General features: G+C 42.9%; 15 protein-coding genes. 8 read left to right on the plus strand and 7 right to left on the minus strand.

Going from position 1 to position 25,321, the window contains the following annotated elements; genetic code table 11:
* Window positions 1-28 precede the first annotated feature (28 nt).
* A complete protein-coding gene (locus QL898_RS06925; RefSeq protein WP_265089173.1) occupies window positions 29-616 on the minus strand; it encodes an ATP-binding protein in 588 nt (195 codons plus the stop codon).
* On the minus strand, window positions 588-1,298 hold the full coding sequence (gene pnuC / locus QL898_RS06930; RefSeq protein WP_290176281.1) for a nicotinamide riboside transporter PnuC: 711 nt from the start codon (window positions 1,296-1,298) through the stop codon (window positions 588-590). The genes QL898_RS06925 and pnuC overlap by 29 nt, the downstream gene beginning before the upstream one ends.
* Before the next feature lie 295 nt (window positions 1,299-1,593).
* Here pnuC and QL898_RS06935 point away from each other — a divergent pair, with 295 nt between their 5' ends.
* From QL898_RS06935 to QL898_RS06960, 6 genes are all read left to right on the plus strand, one after another.
* A complete protein-coding gene (locus tag QL898_RS06935) occupies window positions 1,594-2,739 on the plus strand; it encodes a beta-ketoacyl-ACP synthase III (RefSeq protein WP_057760302.1) in 1,146 nt (381 codons plus the stop codon).
* A 234-nt stretch (window positions 2,740-2,973) separates the two neighbouring features.
* Window positions 2,974-4,065: a peptide chain release factor 1 gene (gene prfA / locus QL898_RS06940; protein ID WP_290176282.1), complete on the plus strand. Its 1,092-nt coding sequence runs from the start codon at window positions 2,974-2,976 to the stop codon at window positions 4,063-4,065.
* 130 nt (window positions 4,066-4,195) lie between these two features.
* Window positions 4,196-5,734, plus strand: coding sequence for a lysine--tRNA ligase (lysS, locus tag QL898_RS06945; protein WP_102090341.1), 1,539 nt, complete (start codon window positions 4,196-4,198; stop codon window positions 5,732-5,734).
* 115 nt (window positions 5,735-5,849) lie between these two features.
* The gene (locus QL898_RS06950; RefSeq protein ID WP_290176283.1) at window positions 5,850-7,112 is read left to right on the plus strand and encodes a hypothetical protein; all 1,263 of its coding nucleotides are present in this window, start codon (window positions 5,850-5,852) and stop codon (window positions 7,110-7,112) included.
* Between the two features lie 69 nt (window positions 7,113-7,181).
* The gene (gene dnaX / locus QL898_RS06955; protein ID WP_290176284.1) at window positions 7,182-9,119 is read left to right on the plus strand and encodes a DNA polymerase III subunit gamma/tau; all 1,938 of its coding nucleotides are present in this window, start codon (window positions 7,182-7,184) and stop codon (window positions 9,117-9,119) included.
* Between the two features lie 233 nt (window positions 9,120-9,352).
* Window positions 9,353-10,252, plus strand: a complete 900-nt coding sequence (locus QL898_RS06960) for a LysR family transcriptional regulator (RefSeq protein ID WP_057760292.1) — start codon at window positions 9,353-9,355, stop codon at window positions 10,250-10,252.
* 120 nt (window positions 10,253-10,372) lie between these two features.
* Here QL898_RS06960 and QL898_RS06965 read toward each other — a convergent pair whose 3' ends face one another.
* A complete protein-coding gene (locus QL898_RS06965; protein WP_160021706.1) occupies window positions 10,373-11,554 on the minus strand; it encodes an aspartate aminotransferase family protein in 1,182 nt (393 codons plus the stop codon).
* Between the two features lie 40 nt (window positions 11,555-11,594).
* Window positions 11,595-11,786 carry a DNA gyrase inhibitor YacG gene (locus tag QL898_RS06970; protein WP_160021707.1) on the minus strand — a complete coding sequence of 64 codons (192 nt, stop codon included), beginning with the start codon at window positions 11,784-11,786 and terminating at the stop codon, window positions 11,595-11,597.
* A 189-nt stretch (window positions 11,787-11,975) separates the two neighbouring features.
* Here QL898_RS06970 and QL898_RS06975 point away from each other — a divergent pair, with 189 nt between their 5' ends.
* Complete coding sequence (locus QL898_RS06975) at window positions 11,976-12,650, plus strand: DUF938 domain-containing protein (protein WP_290176285.1); 675 nt, start codon at window positions 11,976-11,978, stop codon at window positions 12,648-12,650.
* A 134-nt stretch (window positions 12,651-12,784) separates the two neighbouring features.
* Here QL898_RS06975 and QL898_RS06980 read toward each other — a convergent pair whose 3' ends face one another.
* Both QL898_RS06980 and purD read right to left on the minus strand, forming a co-directional pair.
* Entirely contained in the window at window positions 12,785-14,179 is a 1,395-nt protein-coding gene (locus QL898_RS06980; protein WP_290176286.1) for an AarF/ABC1/UbiB kinase family protein, read from the minus strand.
* Between the two features lie 448 nt (window positions 14,180-14,627).
* Window positions 14,628-15,944, minus strand: coding sequence for a phosphoribosylamine--glycine ligase (gene purD, locus QL898_RS06985; RefSeq protein ID WP_290176319.1), 1,317 nt, complete (start codon window positions 15,942-15,944; stop codon window positions 14,628-14,630).
* 458 nt (window positions 15,945-16,402) lie between these two features.
* Here purD and QL898_RS06990 point away from each other — a divergent pair, with 458 nt between their 5' ends.
* Window positions 16,403-21,250 (plus strand): NAD-glutamate dehydrogenase, encoded by a 4,848-nt coding sequence (locus QL898_RS06990; RefSeq protein WP_290176287.1) that lies wholly within the window; start codon window positions 16,403-16,405, stop codon window positions 21,248-21,250.
* 117 nt (window positions 21,251-21,367) lie between these two features.
* Here the strand turns inward: QL898_RS06990 and QL898_RS06995 are convergent, their stop codons facing one another.
* Complete coding sequence (locus QL898_RS06995; protein WP_290176288.1) at window positions 21,368-25,243, minus strand: AAA family ATPase; 3,876 nt, start codon at window positions 25,241-25,243, stop codon at window positions 21,368-21,370.
* Window positions 25,244-25,321: the final 78 nt, after the last annotated feature.

The raw sequence follows: 25,321 nt of genomic DNA on the forward strand, positions 1-25,321 counted from the left end.
ATAAGTTTTTGGGTATAGCTATTTAGCTTTATTCAGGCGATATTTTATCTATATTAGCGAGCTGCGCTACTACTTGTTGAACGCGCGCTTTTCTATCGCCACTAATGCGTTGAAAAGGTTTTTGGTGCTTGCTCAATTGATTGGCGAAATAAGCACTTATCTCATCGCGTTGGTGTGGACTGTCTCGCAGGTCATCGGCGACCCATGGCGTATCAACATCCGTCAATAATATCAAGTCATAGTGATGGGCCAACGCTGATTGCTCAAGGGCCGTAGGGCAATCGTCATAATACCAATAAGAATAAACCATTAGCTCAAACAAACTGGTATCACAAAACAAATAATCACTGGCATCAGACGTCTGAGCGATCTGTTTGGCTAGGGTATTTTCTAGTGTAATTTGCCCCTGTGCGATAGGGAGCAGGTCCTCCCACGTACAAGTCAGCTGCTCGTCGTCCCATTTTGCCTGTAAGTAGGTACGCATATATTCTGACACCCAAGGAGTATCAAAATGCGCGGCCAAATCACGACATAAGGTCGTCTTACCCGTACTTTCTGCCCCTAAAACCGCGACGTTGATGACAGATTTAGGCGTATGCTGCTCGAGGTTGTACACGGTAGCGTCGTTGCCATTCATAGTATGCCCAGATTGCGATAAGAGTGAAAACTACATATTGTAGCGCGGTAAAAGTAAAACCTTTATAAAAGTATAGCGGTACCGATATCGCATCAGCGATGATCCAGAGTATCCAATGCTCGATTTTGCGTCGTGCCATGAGCCACATTGCCATCAAAAACAAAGCCGTGGTAAGCATGTCGATATAATCGACCCAAGTAAATAGATGGATCCCAAGTACCGTACCATCGAAACTAAAGCCATTATTAATCACTGGACGGAAATAATAAACCAAGCCTACAAAAGCTATCGTTCCTGCTGCCAAAGCAGAAAGTATAGGGATGTCACCTGCATGTAAATGTTCAATACGGACATTATTGGCATCTGACTGCTTATGCTCAACAGACTGGTTTTTCTTGTTCTTTGACCAGTTAATCCAGCCATACAAGCTCATCACGGTATAGTAAGCATTGATGAACATATCGCCAAACAGCTGCCACTTCCACAGTAGGTACACAAATATAGCAGTGCTGACCAGACCAATAGGGAAGACTAGGATATTGGTTTTGCTGGCGAGTAAGACACTTGCTACGCCAAAGACAACGGCAATCAGTTCAAGAATGATGAATATTGTAGAATAGTCAGCGTATTGACCAAATAACCAGTTGAGAAGTTCTGCCATTAGTATTCCTAAATATGAGCGCGTATCAATATTCTGAATTATTAAAATAGTTCGATGAATAGTACAGAATAAATGATGCTAATTATAACGTAGCTATCGAAAAAGGACGGTAGTCTTTGCTAATTTATGGCAAGAAACAGATTATTTGTAACAAAGTATTAGAAAAATTATAATATTCAGGCATAATAAACACACTGATTTTAAGTTTACAGTTATTCACTGAATTTGAATGGCTATTATTTTTCCACTTTTATGCTTATTCCAAGCACCACAGTAGTAGACAAGGAAGCTTATCATGACGACTTGTATCACAGGCACTGGTCTTTATATCCCACCTTACAGCATTAGTAACGAAGAGCTAGTTGAGTCATTTAACCAGTATGTTGAAAACTATAATACCGAACATGCTGAAGAGATAGCTGCAGAGACAGTGACGGCACTTGAGCCTTCTTCAGCTGCCTTCATCGAAAAAGTATCTGGTATCAAATCACGTTATGTGATGGAAAAAGAAGGTATCTTAAATACTGAAATCATGGCGCCAGTTATTCCTTACCGCAACTTGGGCGAAGAGCTGTCGGTCATGGCTGAAATGGGTGCAGCAGCACTTAGAGACGCTTTGGCTGATGCTGGACTTGAGGCCAATGACTTAGACGGCATCATCCTTGCTTGCTCAAACTTCCAGCGTACTTATCCTGCGGTTGCTATCGAAATCCAGAACGAAATTGGTATGATTGGCGGCTTTGCTTATGATATGAACGTTGCGTGTAGTGCGGCGACTTTTGGTCTGTCACAAGCACATGGTTCTATCATCTCTGGTTTGGCCAAACGTATTGCTGTGGTCAACGTTGAGATTACCTCAGCGCATCTAAACTGGCGTAACCGTGACAGCCACTTTATCTTCGGCGATGTAGCGACTGCTTCTATCGTTGAAGAATTAGATACGCCAAAAGGTTACGAGATTCTAAACTCTAAGCTATTTACTCAGTTTTCGACCAACATCAAAAACGAATATGGCTTTATGGATCGCTCAGAGTATCTAGCAGCGCAGACCGAAATGTATCCAGATATCAAAGCACCGGTCACTGACAAGCTGTTTTTGCAAAACGGTCGTAAAGTATTCCGTGAAGTCTGTCCAAAAGTATCAGAGATTATCACTGAACACTTGCAAGAAAACGACATCCCAACATCTGATGTTAAGATGATGTGGTTGCATCAAGCCAATGCCAATATGTTGGATTTGATTCTGCGTACCGTGGTTGGTAAAGATGCCGATAAGTCGATTGCACCGAGTGTTATTGCTGAATTTGCCAATACTAGCTCAGCGAGTCCTATGATCGTATTCCATCGCCACAAAGATGACTTAGTATCAGGTGATTTGGGCGTTATTTGCTCATTTGGTGCAGGTTACTCTATTGGATCGGTCTTAGTTCGCAAGGTCTAATACTTTGACTACTTGTTTTGATAAAAATAGCTAAGAATATTCTTAGCTATTTTTTTGTCTGTCGTTTTTGCTATTGAAATTAAGCTGTGACATCTAAATATAAACAGAGATGTTTGAGAAGATAACGTCAAGATTACCGACAATATCAACAAGAATGATTAGAGGTTTTAATTTACCCCAAAAAATTTGCTATAATCACGGGCTTATTCCTCTTATCCAATTAAAAGTCCTTTTATGAAAGAATCCTTACGCCTGCGTTTAGACCAGATGGTAGACCGTTATGAAGAGGTCACCGCTTTATTATCAGATCCTAGTGTCATCAGTGATAATAACAAGTTCCGTGAATTGTCTGTTGAGCACAGCGACTTGATGGAGATCACGACGCTGTGGCAAAACTACGTGGGTGCAGAAACGGATCAGGCTGATGCAGAAGCGATGCTAGCCGATGCAACAGATCCTGACATGAAAGAGATGATGATCGATGAGATTGAGAGTGCGCGTGATATCATCGTAGAGATGGAAGAAGCGCTTAATCTGATGATGCTACCAAAAGATCCTAACGATAAAGTACCAGCGTTTTTGGAGATTCGTGCAGGGACAGGCGGCGATGAAGCAGCGATTTTCTCTGGTGATTTGTTCCGTATGTACCAAAAATACGCGCAGAGCCAGGGCTGGACACTAGAAGTACTCTCTGCAAATGAAGGTGAGCATGGTGGTTATAAAGAAATCATCACTCGTGTATCTGGCAACAGTGTATATGGTCGCCTAAAGTTTGAATCGGGCGCTCACCGTGTACAGCGTGTCCCTGAAACCGAGAGCCAGGGTCGTGTTCATACTTCAGCTTGTACGGTCGCAGTCATGCCAGAAGTTGAGATTGATGATACCGTTGATATCAATCCTGCTGATATCAAAATGGATACTTTCCGCTCAAGCGGTGCTGGTGGTCAGCACGTGAACACAACTGACTCTGCTGTACGTTTGACGCATATTCCAACGGGTACCGTAGTAGAGTGTCAGCAAGAGCGTAGCCAACACAAAAACCGTGCACATGCTATGAAAATGCTGGTCTCTAAAATTCAGCAAGCCAAAGTACAAGCACAGGTCGATGTGGCGGATTCTATACGTCGTGACTTGGTCGGTAGTGGCGATCGCTCAGAGCGTATCCGTACCTATAATTTTCCACAAGGCCGCATGACTGATCATCGTATCAACCTTACCTTATACAAGCTCGATTCCATTATGGAAGGCGACTTGGATGAGATTCTTGATGCATTGTTGCGTGAGCATCAGGCCGATTTGATGGCCAGTATCGGTGGCAATGACTAGTAGTTAGTCTTTAAAAGTACCAACAGTTTTATCGTTTTTATCACCATGTCTGTTCTTATAATAATAAGTATTGATTTAATTTTTCTGTTTTCGTTTATCCATTTAATTACCTAAAAATATTGAGAGTGTTATGTCAAAGCACAATAATCAGAACCAAGATCAAACCCCAGTCGTAGAAGATGCTAACGAGCTAATCGCACAACTGCAAGCCAAGCTAGATGATATTAGTGCTTCAGGTAAACAGCCGTATCCTAATACGTTCAAACGCACTGATTATGCGCAAGACTTACAGACGGCTTTTGATGGTGTCTCAAAGCAGGAAATTGAAGAAAAAGCAGCGAATGGTGAAAAAACACAAGTCAACGTGGCGGGTCGAGTCATGCTCAACCGTGGTTCGTTCATTGTGATTCAGGACATGACAGGCCGTATTCAGCTATATGTAGCACGTAAAGAGCTTGATGAGGAGACGCGTGCGAGCATTAAATCACTAGATTTGGGTGACATTGTTGGTGTATCAGGCTATATCGGTCGCTCAGGTAAAGGCGATTTATATGTGCATATTGAAGAAATTACGCTACTGACCAAATCACTACGTCCAATGCCAAATAAATTCCATGGCTTGGCTGATGTAGAAGCGCGCTATCGCAATCGTCATCTTGATTTGATGACTAATGAGACGACTCGCAATACCTTTATGGTTCGCAGTCAGATCGTCAGTGGTATTCGTCAATTTATGCTTAATGAGCGTTTTATGGAAGTTGAAACGCCAATGATGCATCCGATACCAGGCGGCGCAGTAGCTCGTCCGTTTGAGACACATCATAATGCATTAGACATGCCTTTATATCTACGTATCGCGCCTGAGCTTTATCTTAAGCGTTTGGTCGTTGGTGGGTTTGAGCGCGTGTTTGAGATTAACCGTAGTTTCCGTAACGAAGGCGTTTCAACCCGTCATAACCCTGAATTCACCATGATTGAGTTCTATCAAGCATACGCTGATTATCATGACTTGATGGATTTGACTGAGCGTCTGTTTAATCAGTTAGCCATAGATGTGCTAGGCACGACGGAGCTAACTTATCAAGAAGAAGCCATTAGCCTAAAAGCACCATTTGCTCGTCTATCAATGTCTGATGCGATTGCAAAATATGCTGAAAACTTTGACATGACACGTATCAATGATCGTGAATACCTAGCAGAATATGCATCGACGACACTTAAGCAACAAGTCAAAGATGTGTTTGGTGTGGGTAAACTACAGACAATTATCTTTGAAGAAACGGCTGAGCATCAATTACGTCAGCCAACGTTCATCACTGAATATCCTGCTGAGACCTCGCCTCTAGCGCGCCGTAGTGATGACAATCCTGAGATTACTGATCGTTTTGAGCTGTTCGTTGGTGGTCGTGAGTTGGCTAATGGTTTTAGCGAGCTTAATGACCCAGCAGACCAAGCCGAGCGTTTCCGTGGTCAGGTCGCTGAAAAAGACGCTGGCGATGATGAAGCTATGCATTTCGATGAAGAGTATATCGAAGCATTGTCTTATGGTCTGCCACCGACAGCCGGTGAAGGTATTGGTATTGACCGTCTAGTAATGCTATTTACCGACTCTGCTAGTATCCGTGATGTGATCTTGTTCCCGCATATGCGCCGCAAACAAGACAGCTAAGCTGGGTTTGCTTGCTGTAAATCCAAACTGATACTTAACTCAGCATAAAAAGCTTTTGCTCATTTTCACAGAATGGGTATAAGCTTTTTTGTGAAATATCGTTTATAGAGGTATTATGGATATTCAGCAAGCATCACATGCGCCATGGCAAAAAATGATTCAGCAATGTTTTTTATCATTGTATGAGTTGCCTGATGACAAAATCACTGACTCTGATCATTTTCAGGGTTATGATTTTGTTTTTGAGTTTTCCGGCGCTACTATTTATTTGCTCGTCAATACGGTTGTGATGCAAGCAAATAGACAAGAAGTGGATAATGCTAAAGTTCGTGAGTGGAGAAAAGAAGTTGTTAACCAACTTATCAAACGCCACGCTCAGATTTATCAAAAAAACGACAGCCTAATTGTAGATAGAAGTGCTGTGACAACTGATAAAGCGGTTTACTTTATTGGCTTGACGTCATTGTCTATCAATCATCAAGACGATCAGTCGGGCCATTCATCTTATGCAGTTGGCTACGAGTATGGCAGTCGATTTTTTGCAGAAGACTGTGTTTTAGACTTAGATGATGAGCAAAGTATCCTACAAGTCTTTAGTCATCAAAACTTCGTTGATATCCTCAATCAATTGGTGACGCCAAGTGATTTGACAACCTTTTTAGACTTCCATCGTCGTCAACTATCTAGCTTTGCATCATTTCAAAACGAATCAACATTGCTCAAACAGTTTCTACAATCACCTGACTTTCATCAACGAGCGATTAGGGTGCAAGAACAGCTAATCGATAACGAGTTAATTGAGCAAGTTGAATTACGCTTACTTAAAGCAGTAGAGCCGAATCAGACTGTGTATGCCGATGCCTTAATGACTGAGATGCAAAAAAATACTCGGATGTGGTTCAAGCTGTTTAACAGTGTTCTTGAGCGTTATTATGAAGCGGGTAGACCTTTACCAAATGAGCAGGTTGATATTTTGGTAGATGAGTCAATGTATACCTATGCGTGTCTAGTAGAAAAAATCTTAGCTTATAGAACCATGGATCAAGACTCGCGCTGGAATGGATATATCCGTCATGAGCATTCTTATCATGTATTTGGACGCCATTATCTCATGGTGTTTTATGCGCAAGACGATAGCAGTTCGCTAAGCGCAGAAAATGTTCGGCGCTCTTATAAAGACTTACTGTCAGATATTAATGTCCAATTACAGGAGCCTGTAATGGACGATTTATTTTTACTGGGCGTAGAGTTTCGGCCGTGTGAAGACAGTGTAAACACTGAGGTTTATCTGGATATTTTTCATCAAGCAGGCTCATTGATTGATGAAAGTACTCAGCGCTTATATGACCGGCTGGCCCAACTTCAAGCTCAGTTATAACCAAAACATAGTATGATTCATTAGCCCGACGCTTCATTTATATTTGTATTATTTACATTGGCATTTCTTATGACGCAGCAATATCAAGTTTTAGCTCGCAAATACCGACCAAAAAACTTTCATGAGTTGATTGGGCAGACGCATGTGTCTCAAGCGTTGATTAATGCGATTGATTACAATCGTTTGCATCATGCCTATCTGTTTACAGGTACGCGCGGTGTGGGTAAGACAACGATTGCGCGTATTTTATCTAAATGTTTGAACTGTGATACAGGTATTACCAGCACTCCTTGCGGCGTATGCGATAACTGCGTTGCTATTGATCAAGGGCGTTTCATTGATCTTATTGAGATTGATGCCGCTTCTCGTACCAAGGTCGAAGACACTCGTGAGCTGTTAGACAACGTGCCTTATGCACCAAGTCAAGGGCGTTATAAGGTTTATCTGATTGATGAAGTACATATGCTGTCTACGCACAGCTTTAACGCGCTATTAAAAACGCTAGAAGAGCCACCTGAACATGTGAAGTTTTTGTTGGCGACAACTGATCCACAAAAGCTACCGATTACGATTATTTCGCGCTGCTTGCAGTTCGTTCTGCGCCCATTACCTCAAACGTTACTTAGCGAGCACTTGGCAAATATCTTGACCAAAGAGCAGGTAGGCTATACTCAGCCAGCGATTTGGCAATTGGCAAGTGCTGCTAAAGGTTCTGTACGTGATGCGTTATCATTGACCGATCAAGCCATTGCTTTTGGTCAAGGCGCATTGGATGATGCGACTGTCAACGCAATGCTTGGTCTGATTGATGCTGCTGACTTAGTGTGTCTAATCACAGATATTTATAATCATGATAAGTCTGCGGTTGCTGCTCATATTGAGCAAATGCGCGCGCAAATGGTTGATGCGACTAGTATGTTTGATGGGCTCGCTGAGCTGCTACATCAGTTGGCATTGACTCAGATGTTGCCTGAGGTCGCTCTCAATGTCAATGAGGCACAAGCGAAAGATATTTATACGCTAGCTCAGCATATTAGCCCTGATGTCTTGCAGCTGTATTATGAAATTATTGTACAGGCACGTGAAGGTGTCAAGCTTGCAAGTACACCGATGCAAGCGCTTGAGATGTGCATTTTGCGATTACTGGCGTTTCGTCCATTGCCAGTCGATGAAGTCTTGAGCAATACTTATGATAGTAATGGGTCTGCTACCGAAGTACCAGCTATAGAACCAGTTTCTTCGGCATCAGCTTCAGATGCTATTGTACATGAGGCGTCAGCACCGCCGCCAGAGCTTTATAATGTTGATTATCAGGCTTCAAGTCACGATGAGCTGCAAAGCGGTATTGATGATAATTTATCGCAGTCAGTGACTAGTGCTATGCCTGAACCAGTTGTTGAGCCTGAACCAGTTGTTGAGCCTGAACCAGTTGTTGAGCCTGAACCAGTTGTTGAGCCTGAACCAGTTGTTGAGCCTGAACCAGTTGTTGAGCCTGAACCAGTTGTTGAGCCTGAACCAGTTGTTGAGCCTGGCGCAAATGATTCTCAGTTAACAGCCCACTCTGATCAAGATCCACGTACGTTGCTGCGTTGTCCACCTCAAGAGCTGACCGGCGAGTGGAACCCAGAAAAGTGGGACTACTGGTTACAGAAGGCTCGTGAAAGCGAGGTATTGGCACAAGATGAGCTAGCACTAGCACGGCAAGGTACAATGACTGGTCAATGCAATGGCAAAGCCACGTTTTTGACCAGTGTTGATAGTAAGCATTTGCAGGTCACTTTTCAGCAATTGGCAGCTAAGTTACAACAGCAATTTACGCAAGCTGACATTGACTTGAAAATTGATAGTAGTATCATGCAGACCGAAGATAAAACCCCAGAGCGCCGACAGAAGAAACGTTTAGAGCAAGCGAAAACCGTTGCTGAAACGAAATTACTAAAAACACCAGTAATGCAGTATTTAACTGAACGCGGTGAGGGGAAAATGGGTAAAGTACAGCTATATTGAGATTTTAGAGCAGTGTTTGCTCAAAGTATCTAAAAGTATATTTATATATTGAACGTAGTTTTATATTAAATATCAAGGTGATAGCAATATATCACCTTGATATTTTTGTTTTTATTACGGGTCAAAATATATTTATCAAACAAGAGAGAACCATTTGATAACGATAAGATGAATGCAAAGTCGTTATAATGGTTAAGTTATATTAAAAACTGAAATGACGTTTAGGTGAGAATATGTTGGATAATTTACGCGGTATGGCTGTGTTCGCCAGTGTGGTCGGACATGGCTCTTTTAGTGGCTCTGCACGTGAGCTAGGTATTACAACCAGTGCAGTCAGTCAGCAAATTCGTTCGCTAGAGAACGAGCTTGGCGTGGTGTTGCTACATCGCTCGACTCGTAAGCTAAGCTTAACAGAAGCTGGTGAGAGCTTTTATGAAGCGGCAAAAGATGTCGTTAGTGCAGCAGAGCAAGGGCGTATCAAAGTTAATCAATTGCGTGATGAGCTAGCAGGTAGCTTGCGTGTATCGACGACTCCTGAGCTTGGTGTTAATCACATACTGCCGGCACTCTCTACGTGGATGGCGGCACATGATGATTTAAGCGTCACCTATCTAGCTGACAATCATTATATCGATATGATTGATGAGCGTATTGATATTGCTATTCGCATGAGTCCATCGATTAATGATTCTAGTTTGAGCAGTCATCCATTGACCGATGTGCGCCAACTGTTGGTTGCTTCACCTCAGTATTTGCGTCAGCACAGTAAGCTAAATACGCCTAAAGATTTGGCTGAGCATCAATTAATCTGTATTGAAATCATGAAAGATGCCAATCAGATCGATATGATTCAGACTGAAACTGGCAAAAAAACGCGTGTCAAAATGAACTCACGTATCTATACCAATAACGTGTTTATGGCAACGACGTTGGCTAAAGAAGGTCATGGTTTGGTTAGAATGTTAGAAATGGACGTCAAAAAAGAGCTTGAAAGTGGAGAGCTGGTAGAAGTGTTGACTGGCTATCAATTGCCAAGCTTTGTGCTATATGCGGTCACTTTAAATCGCGACCAACAGCCAGCTAAAATTACTCGTTGCCTAGAAGTACTGAAAAAATACTTCCATGCAAACTAAGTGTTGTTCTCACTACGCACGAAACGTTTTTAGTTAGCAATAAGCAGTTAGCAAAAAGCCTATAGATAATGAATCATCTATAGGCTTTTTTGTTGTCTGTTATTAACGTTGAAGCATGCTTTAAAATGATGGCTTCAACAGATTGATTAAACGCTCAGCGACTTGTGTGCTTTCATCACGGCTCATGTTAAGCGGCGGCAGCAAACGTACAACATGACCACCGGTCACATTAATGATCAGCTTTTGCTCATCACGGGCACGATCCACCAGTTGGCTACAATCCATATCTTCAGGTAGCGCGATACCAATCATCATACCTGCACCGCGACTACTAACGCCATGTTGGCCAAATGTATCAACGATACTTTCTCTGATAAATAAACCCTCAGTTACTGCGTTTTCCATAATATTACTATTTGCTAGCACGTCATATACGCTATGTACCACGCGGCTGGCCAATGGCGTACCACCATAAGTAGAGCCATGGCTACCAGCACCAAACAGACCATTGGCGCGGCCACGTACCATGCACGCACCGACTGGGAAACCATTACCTAGACCTTTGGCTGTCGTCAACACATCAGGGCGAGCATTGCTATGTTGATAAGCAAAATATTTACCCGTACGGCCATTACCTGTTTGCACTTCATCCAGCATAAATAGCCAGTTATGAGCGTCACATTCTGCTTGCAACTCTTCAAGATAAGTGAAGCCATTGGCTGCCGTATTTAGGCCACCTTCGCCTTGAATCGGCTCTACAAAGATAGCGCAGATGTCATCATGTTCTTGAGCAGCTTGTTTAACGGCAGCTATATCGCCAAATGGCACACGAATAAAGTCCTCATCTAGCGTATAAAACCCTTCGCGCGCTTTTGGATTTGCAGTAGCTGACAAAGATAATAACGTACGACCATGGAACGATTGCTCCATTACGATAACTTTTGGACGTTTAAAACCTTGTTTGTACGCGTATAAACGTGCCAGTTTCAATGCAGCTTCATTGGCTTCAGCGCCGCTATTGGCAAAAAACACACTGTCCATTTGGGCGGCGGTACATAGTATCTCTCCAGCGCGCTCTTGCCAATCAATGCCAAACAAGTTACTTGTATGAATTAACGTACCTGCTTGCTGCTGAATCGCGTCAGTGACTTGTGGATGACAGTGTCCTAAGCCGCATACCGCGATACCAGTTAAGGCATCTAAGTAAGGCGTGTCATCTTTGGTATAGAGCCAACTGCCTGCACCGCGTGTAAAGCTGATTGGTTGACGATTATAAGTGGGCATCAGGTAAGTAGCAGACATGTAAAGCATCCTTTGTATAATAATTGAGTAAGAGTGTGGGTTATAGCTCGTCAGAAAAAGGCGTGGTTTCTGCAGGTAAGGTGTAGTCTTCGTTTGCCCAAGCACCTAAGTCAATCAGCTTGCAGCGACTGCTACAAAACGGCTTATATTTATTGTCTTGCCAGGCCGTCTGAGTACCGCAACGTGGACAAGGGTAGGTCTTTGGGGGCGTGCTTGCAGTAGAATCAGTCATAATAAAAGAGAAATGTCCTAAATGTTATTAGTATTGGTTGCATATGGCATAAGCATAAAACGCATCCGTCATTGAAATTACGACTAAACGAGGCGTACTTGCTATCGCTGTATTACTATTCAAGTGGATTGACTATATAATAGCATGGGGCCGAATAATGACAAAAGACAAATGCTTTAAGGATAGTAGATGACCGACAATATTGATCTCACGCATCAGCAAGAGCGTGCCTTTCAACCACAAAAACTGTCAGCACCGCGTGACTTTATTATTCCAAATATCATCAATGATAATAAAGATGAAAAACCGTTGATGCTAGAGATTGGGGCAGGGAAGGGTAAGCATGCACTTAGCTTTGCTGCACAAAATCCTGATAAGCATCTGATAGCCATTGAACGCACGCGTAATAAATTTGAAGCATTCTCAAAATTAGCTACTCTACAAAATTTATCAAACCTAGACGCGATTCATGCGGATGCGATTGCATGGACAGTGCATGCCATTAAACCAAATAGCTTGGCTAAAATATATATTCTTTATCCCAATCCTGAACAGCACAATCCAAATCAGCAATGGCTGAACATGCCTTTTTTTGAGTTTTTATTATCACGCTTGCAGGTGGGCGGAGAGGTGATATTAGTCACTAATATCGAATCCTATATGGACAATGCAGAACACCAAGCAACCAAAGTATGGTGTCTACCATCAACACGTTCTCGAGTACCAGCGACCAGTCAGCGCACTCATTTCGAAGTGAAATACCTTGCCCGACAAGAAGTGTGTTGGGAGCTAAGCATTCGTAAGCCGAAGTGGTATAAAACAAGATTTGATGATTGGCAGGTAAGTGCTATAAGCGAAAAATAATAGCCTAAGTAAATATAGGACTTATATCAGTGATACACAGTAAAGTTAGTAATATTAGATATAAAATAGCCTAAGCAAATAAAATAAAAAAATTAAAAAGCCGTCACTAAAGGACGGCCAAAAATTTGCACGGTTTATAAATAAGGTTTTACGAGGCTATTAGAGTTGGTATGCGCATCTAAAACAGTCAGAAAAGTATATGCACCGATAAACTTGCGGCTAATAAACATAAATTCTTTTGGTGGTAGATTAAATTCAAAAGATTGCATTGCACGTGTGGCCGTAGTGGATAGACGTGAATGTAGTTTACTGTTGGCCCAAATATATCGATTCTGCTCATCTAAACATTCGCTAGGGATGTTGGTATTTTTCTCAGGGTCACTAAAAGGCTCGGTAGCAAGCAAAAATAACGAGGCAATATCCGAACGTACTTTATTACTCATGCTATCGAAAAAGTCGTATCCTTTCATAGCAATGCTCATTGCTTGCTGGTCATGGCGATATCCCGCACGTAGTAGATCACGGGCAATCGTTAATAAGTTACCATCAAACTGACGAATCGCTCCAAAATCTAGCAAAACCAATCTATCGATATCTTCATCGTTTTCGCTCACACGCACTAAATAATTACCAAAGTTGGGATCTGTTTGCATCTCACCCCATACAAAAATCTCTTGCATCATGATTTCTATGGCTGCTTGGCCAATGGCATTACGGCGTTCATGAGGTAGTAATTGCAGTGCTTCCGAGACCACAGTGATACCTGGCTCGTATGACATACATAGCAGACGCTTTTTAGAATAAGTGCGATTAATCTTAGGCACGATATAGCGAGGATCATCGATTAAACGCTCATAAAAACGCTCCGTCGTAGCCGCTTCCGCTTCATAATCGACTTCGTGATGGAGTAGGTCACGTATTTCCTCAAACCAAGCGTCGAGTGCGCGTGTTTGGGGAACGATATTACTTACTTTTAACAATCGTTTGAACAAGGCAAGATCAGAGTTGATAGCGTCTGCCACACCCGGATACTGAATTTTTAATACAACTTGTTCGCCAGTGGCGAGTACGGTCGCACGGTGAACTTGAGCAAGAGAAGCGGTTCCGATGGGGACAGGATCAATGTCTAGCTCGTTTAGTTTGTTGCCCAGTAACTGGCGTAATGTTTGCTCAATCGTCGGCCAAGTCAATGTTGCCGTGTCATCATTAAGGGTTTGCAAAGCACGCGTAATCTCTGGCGGCAGTATATGCTCACCATAAATCGCTAGCATTTGACCAATCTTGACGACCGAACCTTTCAATTTACCTAGCTCTGATGCCAGATAATTTGCTTGAGTTTCCATAAACGCCTGATTGCGTGCAGTACGAGCTTCTTTATTTAAGAACATACCAGACACGCTATTACCCGCCCAACGACGACCAATATTCAAAGAAGTTTTTGCAATCGACATACGACGATCAAACCCTGAGGTTTTTAGGCTATCGATTGACTGCTTGTTGCTAAAAGGTTTAGACGTATCATTTGCCATAAGTATAATCATTCATCCAATTGGTATTGATTTGCGGGTTCGAAACCTACAATACAAGGGAGACGTGATGCACAGGTACAAAATTGTATCATATAAAGCGTGTGGGTTTTATGAGCCTGAACTGGCCATTGATAGTTACTTTGTAAGCTAATATCTAGCGGTAACTATTGATAAATAGGTGCTTACTAGTTTGAGTATGATTGATAAATAGCTAGAATTTTTTAGCAAGGTCACTTGTTATTAAAACTTAGAAAAATCTATTTATAACTAATAGCTAAGTGTCAAAAAGATACTAAAAAATAAGACCTAGCATGATGCTAGGTCAAATAGTGATGTAGAGCCATAAAATACAGAAATACTATTAATCAAACACATTGAGCAAAACCTTCGCATTATCTAAAACATTGTCCAAGACGTTACTCAATATGTTTTTAGGATGCCTTAGCTGCTAAGCATTTTCGCGAGTGATGGCATGGTGTCCAATATCACGGCGATACTGCGCACCATCGAAGCTAATAGCAGCGGTAACTGCTAATGCAGCTTGCTGAGCATCAGAAATACTATCTGCTAGCGCAGTCACACATAAGACGCGCCCGCCGTTTGTGACGACTTCTTTATCATTATCGTTAGAAAGTGCCGTACCAGCATGGAAAACTTTAACAGCTTCGTCGTTGTTAGGATCTAGTTCTGGCAAGCCAGCAATCACATCACCTTTAGATGAAGTTTCAGGGTAGCCTTTTGATGCGACAACGATACCTAGAGCAGGGCGCGCATCCCATTTGGCTTCACTAGGTAATTGACCTGCCAAACCTTGTGCGACCAAATCGACCATTGATGACTGCAAACGCATTAAGATAGGCTGCGTTTCTGGATCACCAAAGCGGCAATTGAACTCGATGACATACGGGTCGCCTGCCTTATCAATCATAAGACCAGCGTATAAGAATCCAGTATAAGGATGGCCTGCGTTTTTCATTGCATCGACTACTGGTTGAATCACTTGCTGCATGACCTTGTTATGAACATCGCTCGTAACAACTGGAGCAGGGGAGTAGGCACCCATACCGCCAGTGTTTGGACCAGTATCACCTTCAAAAGCACGTTTGTGATCTTGGCTGGTTGCCATTGGTAGGATATTGTCACCATCAATCATACAGATAAAGCTGGCTTCTTCACCTTGTAAGAACTGCTCGATAACCACGCGGCTGCCAGCATCACCAAACTTATTATCCGCTAGCATATCGTCGATAGCTTCATGTGCTTGTTCGATCGTTTCAGCGACGATGACGCCTTTACCTGCAGCAAGACCGTCTGCTTTGATAACGATAGGCGCGCCTTGCTCATCGACGTAGGCTTTTGCAGCGACTGCGTCTGTAAAACCTTGATAAGCAGCGGTTGGGATATTGTTTTGCTCCATGAACTCTTTAGCAAAAGTTTTTGAGCCTTCTAACTGTGCACAGTATGCTGTTGGGCCCCATGCTTTGATACCTGCATCACGACAAGCATCAACAATACCCGTAACCAAAGGCGCTTCTGGACCAACAATTACCATGTCGATATCATTATTTTGACAAAACGCGATAACAGCACTATGCTCGCCTGCGTCAGCGTCGGTAGACTCTAGCGTAACGTTTTGGCATTTAGGCTCAAGGGCGGTGCCAGCATTACCAGGAGCGATGTAGACATTTTTTACATTGTCATCTTTTGCACATTGCCATGCCAATGCGTGTTCGCGACCACCTGAGCCAACCACCAAAATATTCATCATACCTTTTGCCCTTAGCATTAAAGTTAATAGTGAGCGAGTCGTACGCTCTTAAATATGTTGGCATATTCTAACAAAAAAACGCCTTCAATTACCATGAGTATCCGCCTGCCAGCACCGAATCATCCATATCGATGTCCAAAACCGCGTTGTCTCATTAGTAAAGGTTATCGACACATCGCTGATTCATGAAATGATGTTGTACACTTTAGCTCGCGCCTTATGTGCGTTACACTTCACTATATTGGTAGTATTAAATTCTGATGGCTACATATTAATAAAAAATAAGAGCAAAAAAGGAGAAAATTTCTAACTGTTATAAAAATAAAATAAGTCGCGTGAATGGAAATACTGCACCGTTGCACCAATGATGAATATGCAGTAACAGTAGTCACTCTAAATCGATAAACTTAAATAAATAAATGTTAAACCAAATCTATAAAAAAAGGACGCAGGAAATGCCAAACTCCCTCAGTATCGCAAAAGAGCGCATTAGCCAGATAAGCGATATTGCTACCAGTTATGTACAAAAAGACAAATCGTTATTTGATCATTTTATTCATAGCTATTATCAACCGCTGCATCAAGAAACTGCAGAGGCGATTAGTAATGCTGACTTGGCGGGCATGGCGCTACATCACTTTACACTACTCAAAGCTTACGACGGCAGCAAGCCGCAGCTGACAGTACTAAACCCAGCAGCAGAAGAGCAGCATTTTCACAGCTCGCACACTGTCATTCAAATCGCAGCTTATGATAGACCGTTCTTAGTTGATACGATTTTGATGAGCCTAGAAGCTGAAGGTATCGATGTTCATCGCACTTACAATATCATTATCAGTGTTGAGCGTGATGACAATGGTGATATTACCCATATCGAAGGCGCACATGAAAGTGCCACCTCACATATGTCATTGATTCATTGTGAAATTGCTTACCAAGACAACGAAGACTTGGAAGCACTTCAACAGATGCTGATGTCAAAAATTGACACGCTTGATACGGTCGTTGGCGACTGGAAACAGATGCGTGCGCAGTTGAATGACATCAAAACTGAGCTTTCAACTAAGCCGCTACCGGAAGTATTCTACTCACAACAAGAAATCCAAGCATTTTTAGATTGGATCTTAGACGATCACTTTATATTCTTAGGATATCGTGAATACCGCTTGGAAGGTGGTCAGTCTATCGAAGTGACTTCTGAGCCGACCGATTTGGATTTATTTGCGATTGGTAACAGTGGCCTTGGTCTATTACGTGGTTCTGAAAAAGACAAGCTATCAGAAAGCTTTAGCCAATTGCCTAGAGGCTTAAAGCAATTATTGACTGAGCCGCGCGTGTTGATGCTGTCTAAATCAAGCCGTGTATCACCTGTGCATCGTTCAGTATATATGGACTTTTTGGGCATTCATAAGTTCGATGATAACGGCAACCTAATTGGTGAATACCGCTTTATCGGTTTGCTTACGTCACAAGCCTATCAGCTGACTGTACAGCAAATACCGCTATTGCGCGAAAAAGCCAATAAGATTATGGCAATGGCGGACTTGCCACGCGATGGTCATGCCCATCATAAGATGATGCATGTGATTAACACCTTACCACGCGATGATTTGTTTCAAGCCAGCGTCGAAGAGCTATACCCAATTGTTTCGGGTATTACTCAGCTACAAGACAAGAAGAGCTTACGTCTATTTAGCCGTATCGACCATTACCAGCGTTTTGTTTCGTGCTTGGTCTATATCCCGCGTGATAAGTTCAATACCGAGCTACGTATTAAAGTACAAAACGTCCTAAAAGACGCCTATAACGGTATGTCTTCAGGATTTACTACTGAATTTAACGAATCTGCGCATGCTCGTGTGCATGTCCACGTACGTACCGTGCCTGGTCAAGTAAATGACGTCAATATCGCCACACTTGAAGCCAAGTTATCAGCACTCATGCAGTCATGGGATGATAATTATCAAAAAATGCTACTCGACAATGTAGGTGAGCAACAAGCCAACGCTTTAAATCGTCGCTTCTTAAACTATATTCCTGCTGCCTACCAAGAGCGTTTTGATGCTCGTACTGCAGTCGAAGATACGAAACGTTTGGCGGGACTGACTGCAGAAAACCCGATGCTCTGGCATTTATACCAGTCGACAGGCGATGCACGTAACCAGCTCCACCTAAAGCTATACGGTCGCGAGCAGCCGGTTATCTTGTCAAAAGTATTACCAATACTTGAAAACTTTGGGGTATCGGTTATTTCAGCACAGACTTATGAGTTTGACTTGCCAGAGCAGCCTATCTGGATGCAAGAGTATGAGCTGACCCTAGAGCATGTCGATACGGTCAATATGCAAGTCGTGCGTGGTCAGTTCGAAGACAGCCTAAAACAAATCTGGGCAGGTCGCGTTGAAAGCGATTCATTTAATGAATTAGTACTAACGACCAAGCTCGATACTTATGATGTCGTCGTATTGCGTGCATTGTCTCGCTATATGCTGCAAGCACGTGCCCCATTCTCTAGTGCTTATATTCAGCAAACTGTGGTCAAAAACAGCGATATCAGCGTGGCGTTAGGTAGTTTGTTTGACGCACGTATGAATCCTAAGTATAGCGAAAAAGAGCGCCAAGAAAAGGCTGCTACCATTCAAGAGAAAATCACAGCTGCGTTAGCAGATGTCGATAGCCTGGATGAAGATCGTATCTTGCGCTGGTACTTAGATTTGATCAATGCGATGGTACGTACCAACTTCTATCAAGTGGATAGTGATGGTCAACGCAAAGATCGTCTGTCATTTAAATTCTTGGCAGCAGACATTCCAAACTTGCCTAAACCAAAGCCAATGTTTGAAATATTTGTGTATTCACCACGCGTCGAAGCTGTGCACTTACGTGGCGGCAAAGTCGCTCGCGGTGGTCTGCGCTGGTCAGATCGTATGGAAGATTTCCGTACTGAAGTACTCGGCCTTGTCAAAGCACAGATGGTCAAAAACGCAGTAATCGTCCCTGTAGGTTCTAAAGGCGGCTTCATTGTAAAAACCAAGAGCATGGCTGATGGTCGTGAGGCGTTCCAAGCAGAAGGTATCGCTTGCTATCAGACATTCTTACGCGGCATGCTTGATGTCACAGACAATATTGTAGATGGCAACATCGTCCCGCCAGCCAACACGGTACGCCATGATGAAGACGATCCGTACTTGGTTGTCGCAGCAGACAAAGGTACAGCTACTTTCTCTGACATAGCCAACGCGCTAGCAGCAGAGTACAACTTCTGGCTAGATGATGCCTTTGCCTCAGGTGGCTCAGTAGGTTATGACCATAAAGCAATGGGTATCACAGCTCGCGGTGGTTGGGAGTCGGTCAAACGTCACTTCCGTATGCGCGGTATGGACATTCAAAACCGTGACGACTTTACCGTTGTCGGTATTGGTGACATGAGTGGTGATGTGTTCGGTAATGGTATGCTGCTATCAACGCATACTAAGCTCGTTGCTGCCTTTAACCATTTGCATATCTTTATTGATCCTAATCCAGATACGGCCGCCTCATACGCTGAGCGCGCACGCTTGTTTGAATTACCACGCTCATCATGGGCAGATTATGAAGCATCATTAATTAGTCAGGGTGGTGGTATCTTCTCGCGCCAAGACAAAACCATCGCTATCAGCCCTGAGATGAAGTCGCTCTTCGATATCAGTGAAGACAGCCTTGCACCAAATGATTTGATCAGTGCGTTACTACGTGCACCTGTCGATCTTATCTGGAATGGTGGTATCGGTACTTATGTCAAAAGTGCAAACGAAACGCATGCTGACGTGGGCGACCGTGCGAATGATTCGCTGCGTATCGATGGTAATGAGCTACGTGCAGCCGTGGTTGGTGAAGGTGGTAACTTAGGTCTAACTCAGCAAGGTCGTATCGAGTACGCTCAAAAGGGCGGACGAATCTATACAGATGCAATCGACAACTCAGGCGGTGTTAACTGCTCGGATCATGAAGTCAATATCAAAATCTTACTTGGCAAAGTGGTCGAGCAAGGTGATATGACACTGAAGCAACGTAATGAGCTGCTTGAGAGTATGACTGAGACCGTAGCAGAATTGGTACTGCGTCAAAACTACTTGCAACCACAAGCGATTGAGCTGAGCCATATCCGTGCCGCAGCCAACCTGAGTGATCATCAGCGCTTTATTCAGATGCTAGAGAGTGAAGGGCGTCTGGATCGTGCGATTGAGTATCTGCCATCAGATGAAGAGATTGCGAAGCGTCAAAAAGCGGATACTGGTCTGACCAATCCTGAACTGGCAGTGGTCTTGGCTTATGGCAAGATGTGGGTTTATGACAATCTACTACTATCTGATTTACCAGATGATCCGTACTTTATCAATGAGCTACGTAAGTACTTCCCAGATGAGCTTGCTTCACGCTTCTTTGATGAGATGACTGAGCACCGTTTGCATCGCGAGATTATCAGTACTTACTTGACCAACAGTGTGGTCAACCGCTTAGGTATTGAAGCGCTATTCCGCCTCTTTGAAGAAACCGATCAATCACTAGCCACTATCGTACGTGGTTATGCGATTAGCCGTGATGTATTCAATGTATCGCGTGCTTGGCAAGCACTGGAAGCATTAGACAATCAAGTTGAGGCGACGTTACTGCTGAACCTTGAGCTACGTCTACGTGATTCACTTGAGCGCGGTGTGGTCTGGTTCATCAACGCCTTCGGTCAAAACTTGCAAGTCGCTGACATGATTAGCCGCTTTAGCGAAAGTGTAGAAAAACTGACTAAGCCAAGTGGATTTATCGAGCAGCAGTTTGCACAATATCTGCAAGAAGATACCAAGCGTTTGATGCAAAAAGAGCTGTCTGATAACGATGCTACGCTATTTGCGATGCTACCGTACCATGTCGATGCGCTTGATGCTGCATTGCTGGCCGAGCAATATGAGCGTCCTGTTGATGAGATTGCAACCCTGTACTTTGAAGCCTATCAAGTGTTGCAATTAGACTGGATGATGGACAATATTGCCAATTTACCACAGCAAGACTATTGGGATCGCCGTGCGCGCCATGCGTTAGTGAACGAGCTGTCACGCAGCTTGCGTCTATTGATGGATGTGGTACTCTCAAAACCAGATGCTAAGCAAGCATTTAGTGAATGGAGAGCAAGACACGTCGATCAGCTTGCAGCAGTCACTACAGAGATGAATAAATTAGATGAGCTGCATAGCAACGATGAAGAAGGCCAAATCGGTCTTTCAACGTTGTCCGTATTGATGAGTGAGCTTAGTGGTTTAGTTACTAAGTAATGAAGTAATATTAACCCAAACTGTCGCACAAAAAACCATCGTTCTTAATGTTCGGTGGTTTTTTGTTGTCTAAACGAAAGGGTTTAGTCGAAAGTATTAAGTAGTAAAGTGATTAACTTATGAGGCTTTTTCACTGACAATTTTATGACACCCTTGGCCACTAATTCGGCTAAATCCACCCGAGAGCTTTTCGACTTTAATCTGGGTTAAAATGCGATCTTTTAGCGCCTGAACATGGGATATCACCCCGATTAATTTACCTTCTTGCTGTAGATTGGTCAGCGTATCAAGCGCAATGTCTAAAGATTCCTCATCCAATGTACCAAACCCTTCATCCAAAAATAGCGAGTCCACGCGTATATTTTGACTGGCCATCTGTGATAGCCCTAGTGCTAATGCTAGGCTAATAATAAAACCTTCGCCACCTGAGAGGTTTTTAGTGCTACGAATTTCACCACCTTGATAGTCATCCATGACGTTGAGCTCAAGGGGGTTGCCATCATCACGAACCAGCAGGTAGCGATTGCTCATCTTTTGTAGCTGAGTATTTGCATGACTGATCATAATGTCAAAGGTAAGTCCTTGAGCAAAAGTACGAAACTTTTTGCCATCAGATGAGCCAATCAATTTGTGCAGTTGCTGCCAAACTTGTAACTCACCTTTTTGGGCGTTAATAGCATCAAGCTGCGCTTGTTGGGTGGTTTTCTTATCTTCGTTGTCTTTTAAACGCTGACTGATTGCACCGATTGACTCAATCCGTTTGTTAAATTCATCTTGGGCTTGTGATTGCTGTTGGGTAAGCGTTTCTCTATCGTCTGTTGTAAGTGGATTAGCCTGCTTAGCCTCAAGTGTCTTTTGGGTGTCTTCTAATAAAGACTGCGCTTGTTTTAGCGCGTAATCGATATGCTGCTGCTGCTGCCTAAGTGCATTACGCTCATCTATGGGCAGGCGTGCATTAGTAAAATCTATTTCATTAGCGAAATCAGAGGCGGCAAGCGCTGACTTAAAGGTATCTTCTTGGCTGCTAAGTGTAATCCTTACAGTAGTCATTTTCTCAGTCACCTGACGTTGCTTATCCAGCAATTGACTAAGTATGTGCTCAGCATTGTCTAACTGTCTTTGCGTAGAGGTCTGCGTGGTTTTAGCCTGATCTAACGCATCACGTAAACGCTTTTCTTCTGTTTCAGGATCTTTATTAGCAAAAACATACTTTCTATCTGTTTGTAATTTCTCAATCGCCTCAGTTCTTTCTGCCACGAGTTGAACCAGTTTACCAAGCTCATTTTTTTCTTTGTCGAGCTGAGACTGCTTAGTCTCGATTTGTGTTTCTAGACGACTGAGTGATGTTTTTAGGTTTTGTTGATCCTCTTTATAGTCGTTGAACTGTTTCTTGATTTGTAAAAATGCACTGTGACATTGGCGCAGGGTGTTGATATGCGACTGATATTCCGTTTCACTTAGTATGGCTTGGCCTTCAATACTGGTTATCAACGGTTGTAATGATTGCAGTGAAGAACGTATCGCCATTTTTGCATCTGACTGATGTTTGTCAGCGGAATATTTATTTAACGGAGCTAATATATCGGTTTTGAGCACAGTCAATTCAGAAAAATTATCATGATATTTCTTGTCTAAGTTTTCTATAGCCCATGCTATTTTTTCACTATTGCTCTCAATCTCGTTAATAGTGCTGGTTAGCTCACGCTGCTCCTTGTCTAACGCTTCGATGTCATTACGCATCGTAGAGAGCGACTCGCTAAGCGTTTCATATTGAGTTAACGTATTTTTAAGAGATTCTCTACGCTTACCTAGCTCGATTTTGCTACTGTCTAATAATGACAGCGCATCTACATGCGTCTCAATCTGCATCAATGGTTTTAATGTTTCAGCAACAAATTGAGAATAGCCTTTATTTAGTACTGAACTGACCAACTGGTCGATATCTGTCTTTAACTTTTGTATTTGGTGATTTAGCAGGGTTTGTTGCTCTTCCGCTTGCGAGAACTGCTGCCTTACAGTTGCCTGAGTAATACGACGTTTAGATAAAGTATCTTCTAAGTTGGATATAGTCGTATCCAGCTCTGCTATTTGCCGCTGAGTTTGCGTTGCTTCCGTTTCTTGTATCAAATGTGGGTGGTCTGCACTATAAGGATGCTCTAGCGATCCACAAAGCGGGCAGGGATGACCATCTTTTAGGTCAGCGATATAGTCTTCTAACTTGGCGACTTTTTGTAGTAAATGCAGCTGGGCTTGTTTGTCTTGACGCTTTTCTTTGGCAGCGCTGATAGCCGATTCATTATCAGCGATTAAGCCTGCCAGCTTTGTGAGGTCGTTACTCATTACTGGCAAGGTCGCAACTATTTTCTCTACTTGTACGCTAAGCTCATCTTGCTGTTTTGCCTTAACGCTCACTTGGTCAAGTTGACGGTTGATATCATCAATCTGCTCTTGCTCATCTCGCATATCAGCCAATGACTGCACTTGGGTTAATGCTGCTTGCTCTTGTTGTAAAGCGGCTAATTTATCCTGTATAGACAACATGGTGGTGTCTTTTGTCTTTTTCTGTTGATTTAAGACGTCAAGATTGGCGCGATACTGGTGGATCTGTTGCTGCTGGCTTGTTTTATCATCTGATAGGGCGGTATTCTCTTGCAATAGGGCTTTTAGTCGGCCGCAATGACTCTTAAAATTCGCTATATCACTATCGATAGTGTTTAATTCATGGGCGTCATTAAGATAGCTTTCGACACGTGCGAGCTGGGTTTTATTTTGTGCAGCCTGTTGTTTATGTTTGTCTATCTCTTTATTTAAATGTTGAGTGCTGCTCGTTAGAGTTTGCTGTCTTTGCTCAATGTCTTTTAAGATATGCGTGTTCTGCGCAATCTCCACATCGAGTCTACGCGCCTGCGCAATATTGGGTAGAGCCGTTTGCAAAGCATCATGGGTAGCTTGTGTATGAGTTTTCGCTGTCTCTAGATGTGTGGTTGCTTGTTCTAAATCATTTTGTTTTTGCGGTAAGATGCTGCTGATTTGCTGCTGTTCTTCTTGTAAACGTTTTAGATTATCTCGACTATGGACAAGTTGGCTGAACTGACTATCAATTTCTAGTGCTTTATTAGCAGCGATTAAGCGTTTGGCACTAGGGATAAAGTCTTGCTGAGCCTGCTGAGCCTGATCTAGATCATTTTGATAAGTATTCAGTTTTTCTTTTGACTCTGTCACGCTATCTAGCCACTTTATCTTTTCAGCCAAATCTTGAATGGTTCGCTGCTGCTCACTTTGGGCACTTTGATATGACTGCAAGTCAGCTTTTAACTGATTTTCTTCATCGGTATCTAAAAGCATCAAACCGTTTAAACCGTATTGCAGTTTGCTGAGAATTTCCTCTTCGGTACGTTTTTTATCATGAACCTGTGTGGAGATAGTTGCGTAAATATCAGTGCCTGTAATTTTCTCTAAAATATCAGCACGTTCATCAGCCTTTGCCTTTAGAAATGCTGAAAAACTGCCCTGAGCCAGCAATATAGAGCGAGTGAACTGCTGAAAATCCATCCGAGTCAGTTCAATGATCTTGTTCTTGGTATGTTTTAAGGTGCTCTCTAACAGCTCATCCTCTTTTGACGAATCATTGACGTTTAGCTTAGCAATTTCATGAGTCGCATCTTGCAGATTGCCATCTGCTTTATTGTAAGCACGGCGCTGTCCCCAGCGGCAGCGATACTGATCACCATTCAAATCAATCACTACTTCAGCGAAACACTCTGCCGTCTGCCTGGTCATCACTTCATTGCTGCTCTTACTGATGCTATTAATCCTTGGCGTCTCACCATATAGCGCTAAGCAAATAGCATCCAATATGGTGGTCTTGCCAGCACCTGTTTGCCCTGTAATAGCAAAGATACCTTCATTGGTAAAGGCAGTATCAGCAAAATCAATATGCCATTCACCTTTTAGGGAGTTGAGGTTTTTTAGTCTGAGTTCGATTAGGCGCATGGATAAGTCTTAATATTGGTAATAGCCGCAACTGCGAAAAATTTAGGAAGATAAGGAAGTGTGGTCATGATATGTCGC

It is taken from the genome of Psychrobacter sp. APC 3279 (assembly GCF_030407795.1).
GTDB lineage: Bacteria > Pseudomonadota > Gammaproteobacteria > Pseudomonadales > Moraxellaceae > Psychrobacter.

Bases quoted from the DNA above. Each gene is read 5' to 3' on its own strand.
- pnuC (WP_290176281.1), bottom strand. From the start codon at position 1,298: ATGGCAGAACTTCTCAACTGGTTATTTGGTCAATACGCTGACTATTCT.
- QL898_RS06935 (WP_057760302.1), top strand. From the start codon at position 1,594: ATGACGACTTGTATCACAGGCACTGGTCTTTATATCCCACCTTACAGC.
- prfA (WP_290176282.1), top strand. From the start codon at position 2,974: ATGAAAGAATCCTTACGCCTGCGTTTAGACCAGATGGTAGACCGTTAT.
- lysS (WP_102090341.1), top strand. From the start codon at position 4,196: ATGTCAAAGCACAATAATCAGAACCAAGATCAAACCCCAGTCGTAGAA.
- QL898_RS06950 (WP_290176283.1), top strand. From the start codon at position 5,850: ATGGATATTCAGCAAGCATCACATGCGCCATGGCAAAAAATGATTCAG.
- dnaX (WP_290176284.1), top strand. From the start codon at position 7,182: ATGACGCAGCAATATCAAGTTTTAGCTCGCAAATACCGACCAAAAAAC.
- QL898_RS06960 (WP_057760292.1), top strand. From the start codon at position 9,353: ATGTTGGATAATTTACGCGGTATGGCTGTGTTCGCCAGTGTGGTCGGA.
- QL898_RS06965 (WP_160021706.1), bottom strand. From the start codon at position 11,554: ATGTCTGCTACTTACCTGATGCCCACTTATAATCGTCAACCAATCAGC.
- QL898_RS06970 (WP_160021707.1), bottom strand. From the start codon at position 11,786: ATGACTGATTCTACTGCAAGCACGCCCCCAAAGACCTACCCTTGTCCA.
- QL898_RS06975 (WP_290176285.1), top strand. From the start codon at position 11,976: ATGACCGACAATATTGATCTCACGCATCAGCAAGAGCGTGCCTTTCAA.
- QL898_RS06980 (WP_290176286.1), bottom strand. From the start codon at position 14,179: ATGGCAAATGATACGTCTAAACCTTTTAGCAACAAGCAGTCAATCGAT.
- purD (WP_290176319.1), bottom strand. From the start codon at position 15,944: ATGAATATTTTGGTGGTTGGCTCAGGTGGTCGCGAACACGCATTGGCA.
- QL898_RS06990 (WP_290176287.1), top strand. From the start codon at position 16,403: ATGCCAAACTCCCTCAGTATCGCAAAAGAGCGCATTAGCCAGATAAGC.
- QL898_RS06995 (WP_290176288.1), bottom strand. From the start codon at position 25,243: ATGCGCCTAATCGAACTCAGACTAAAAAACCTCAACTCCCTAAAAGGT.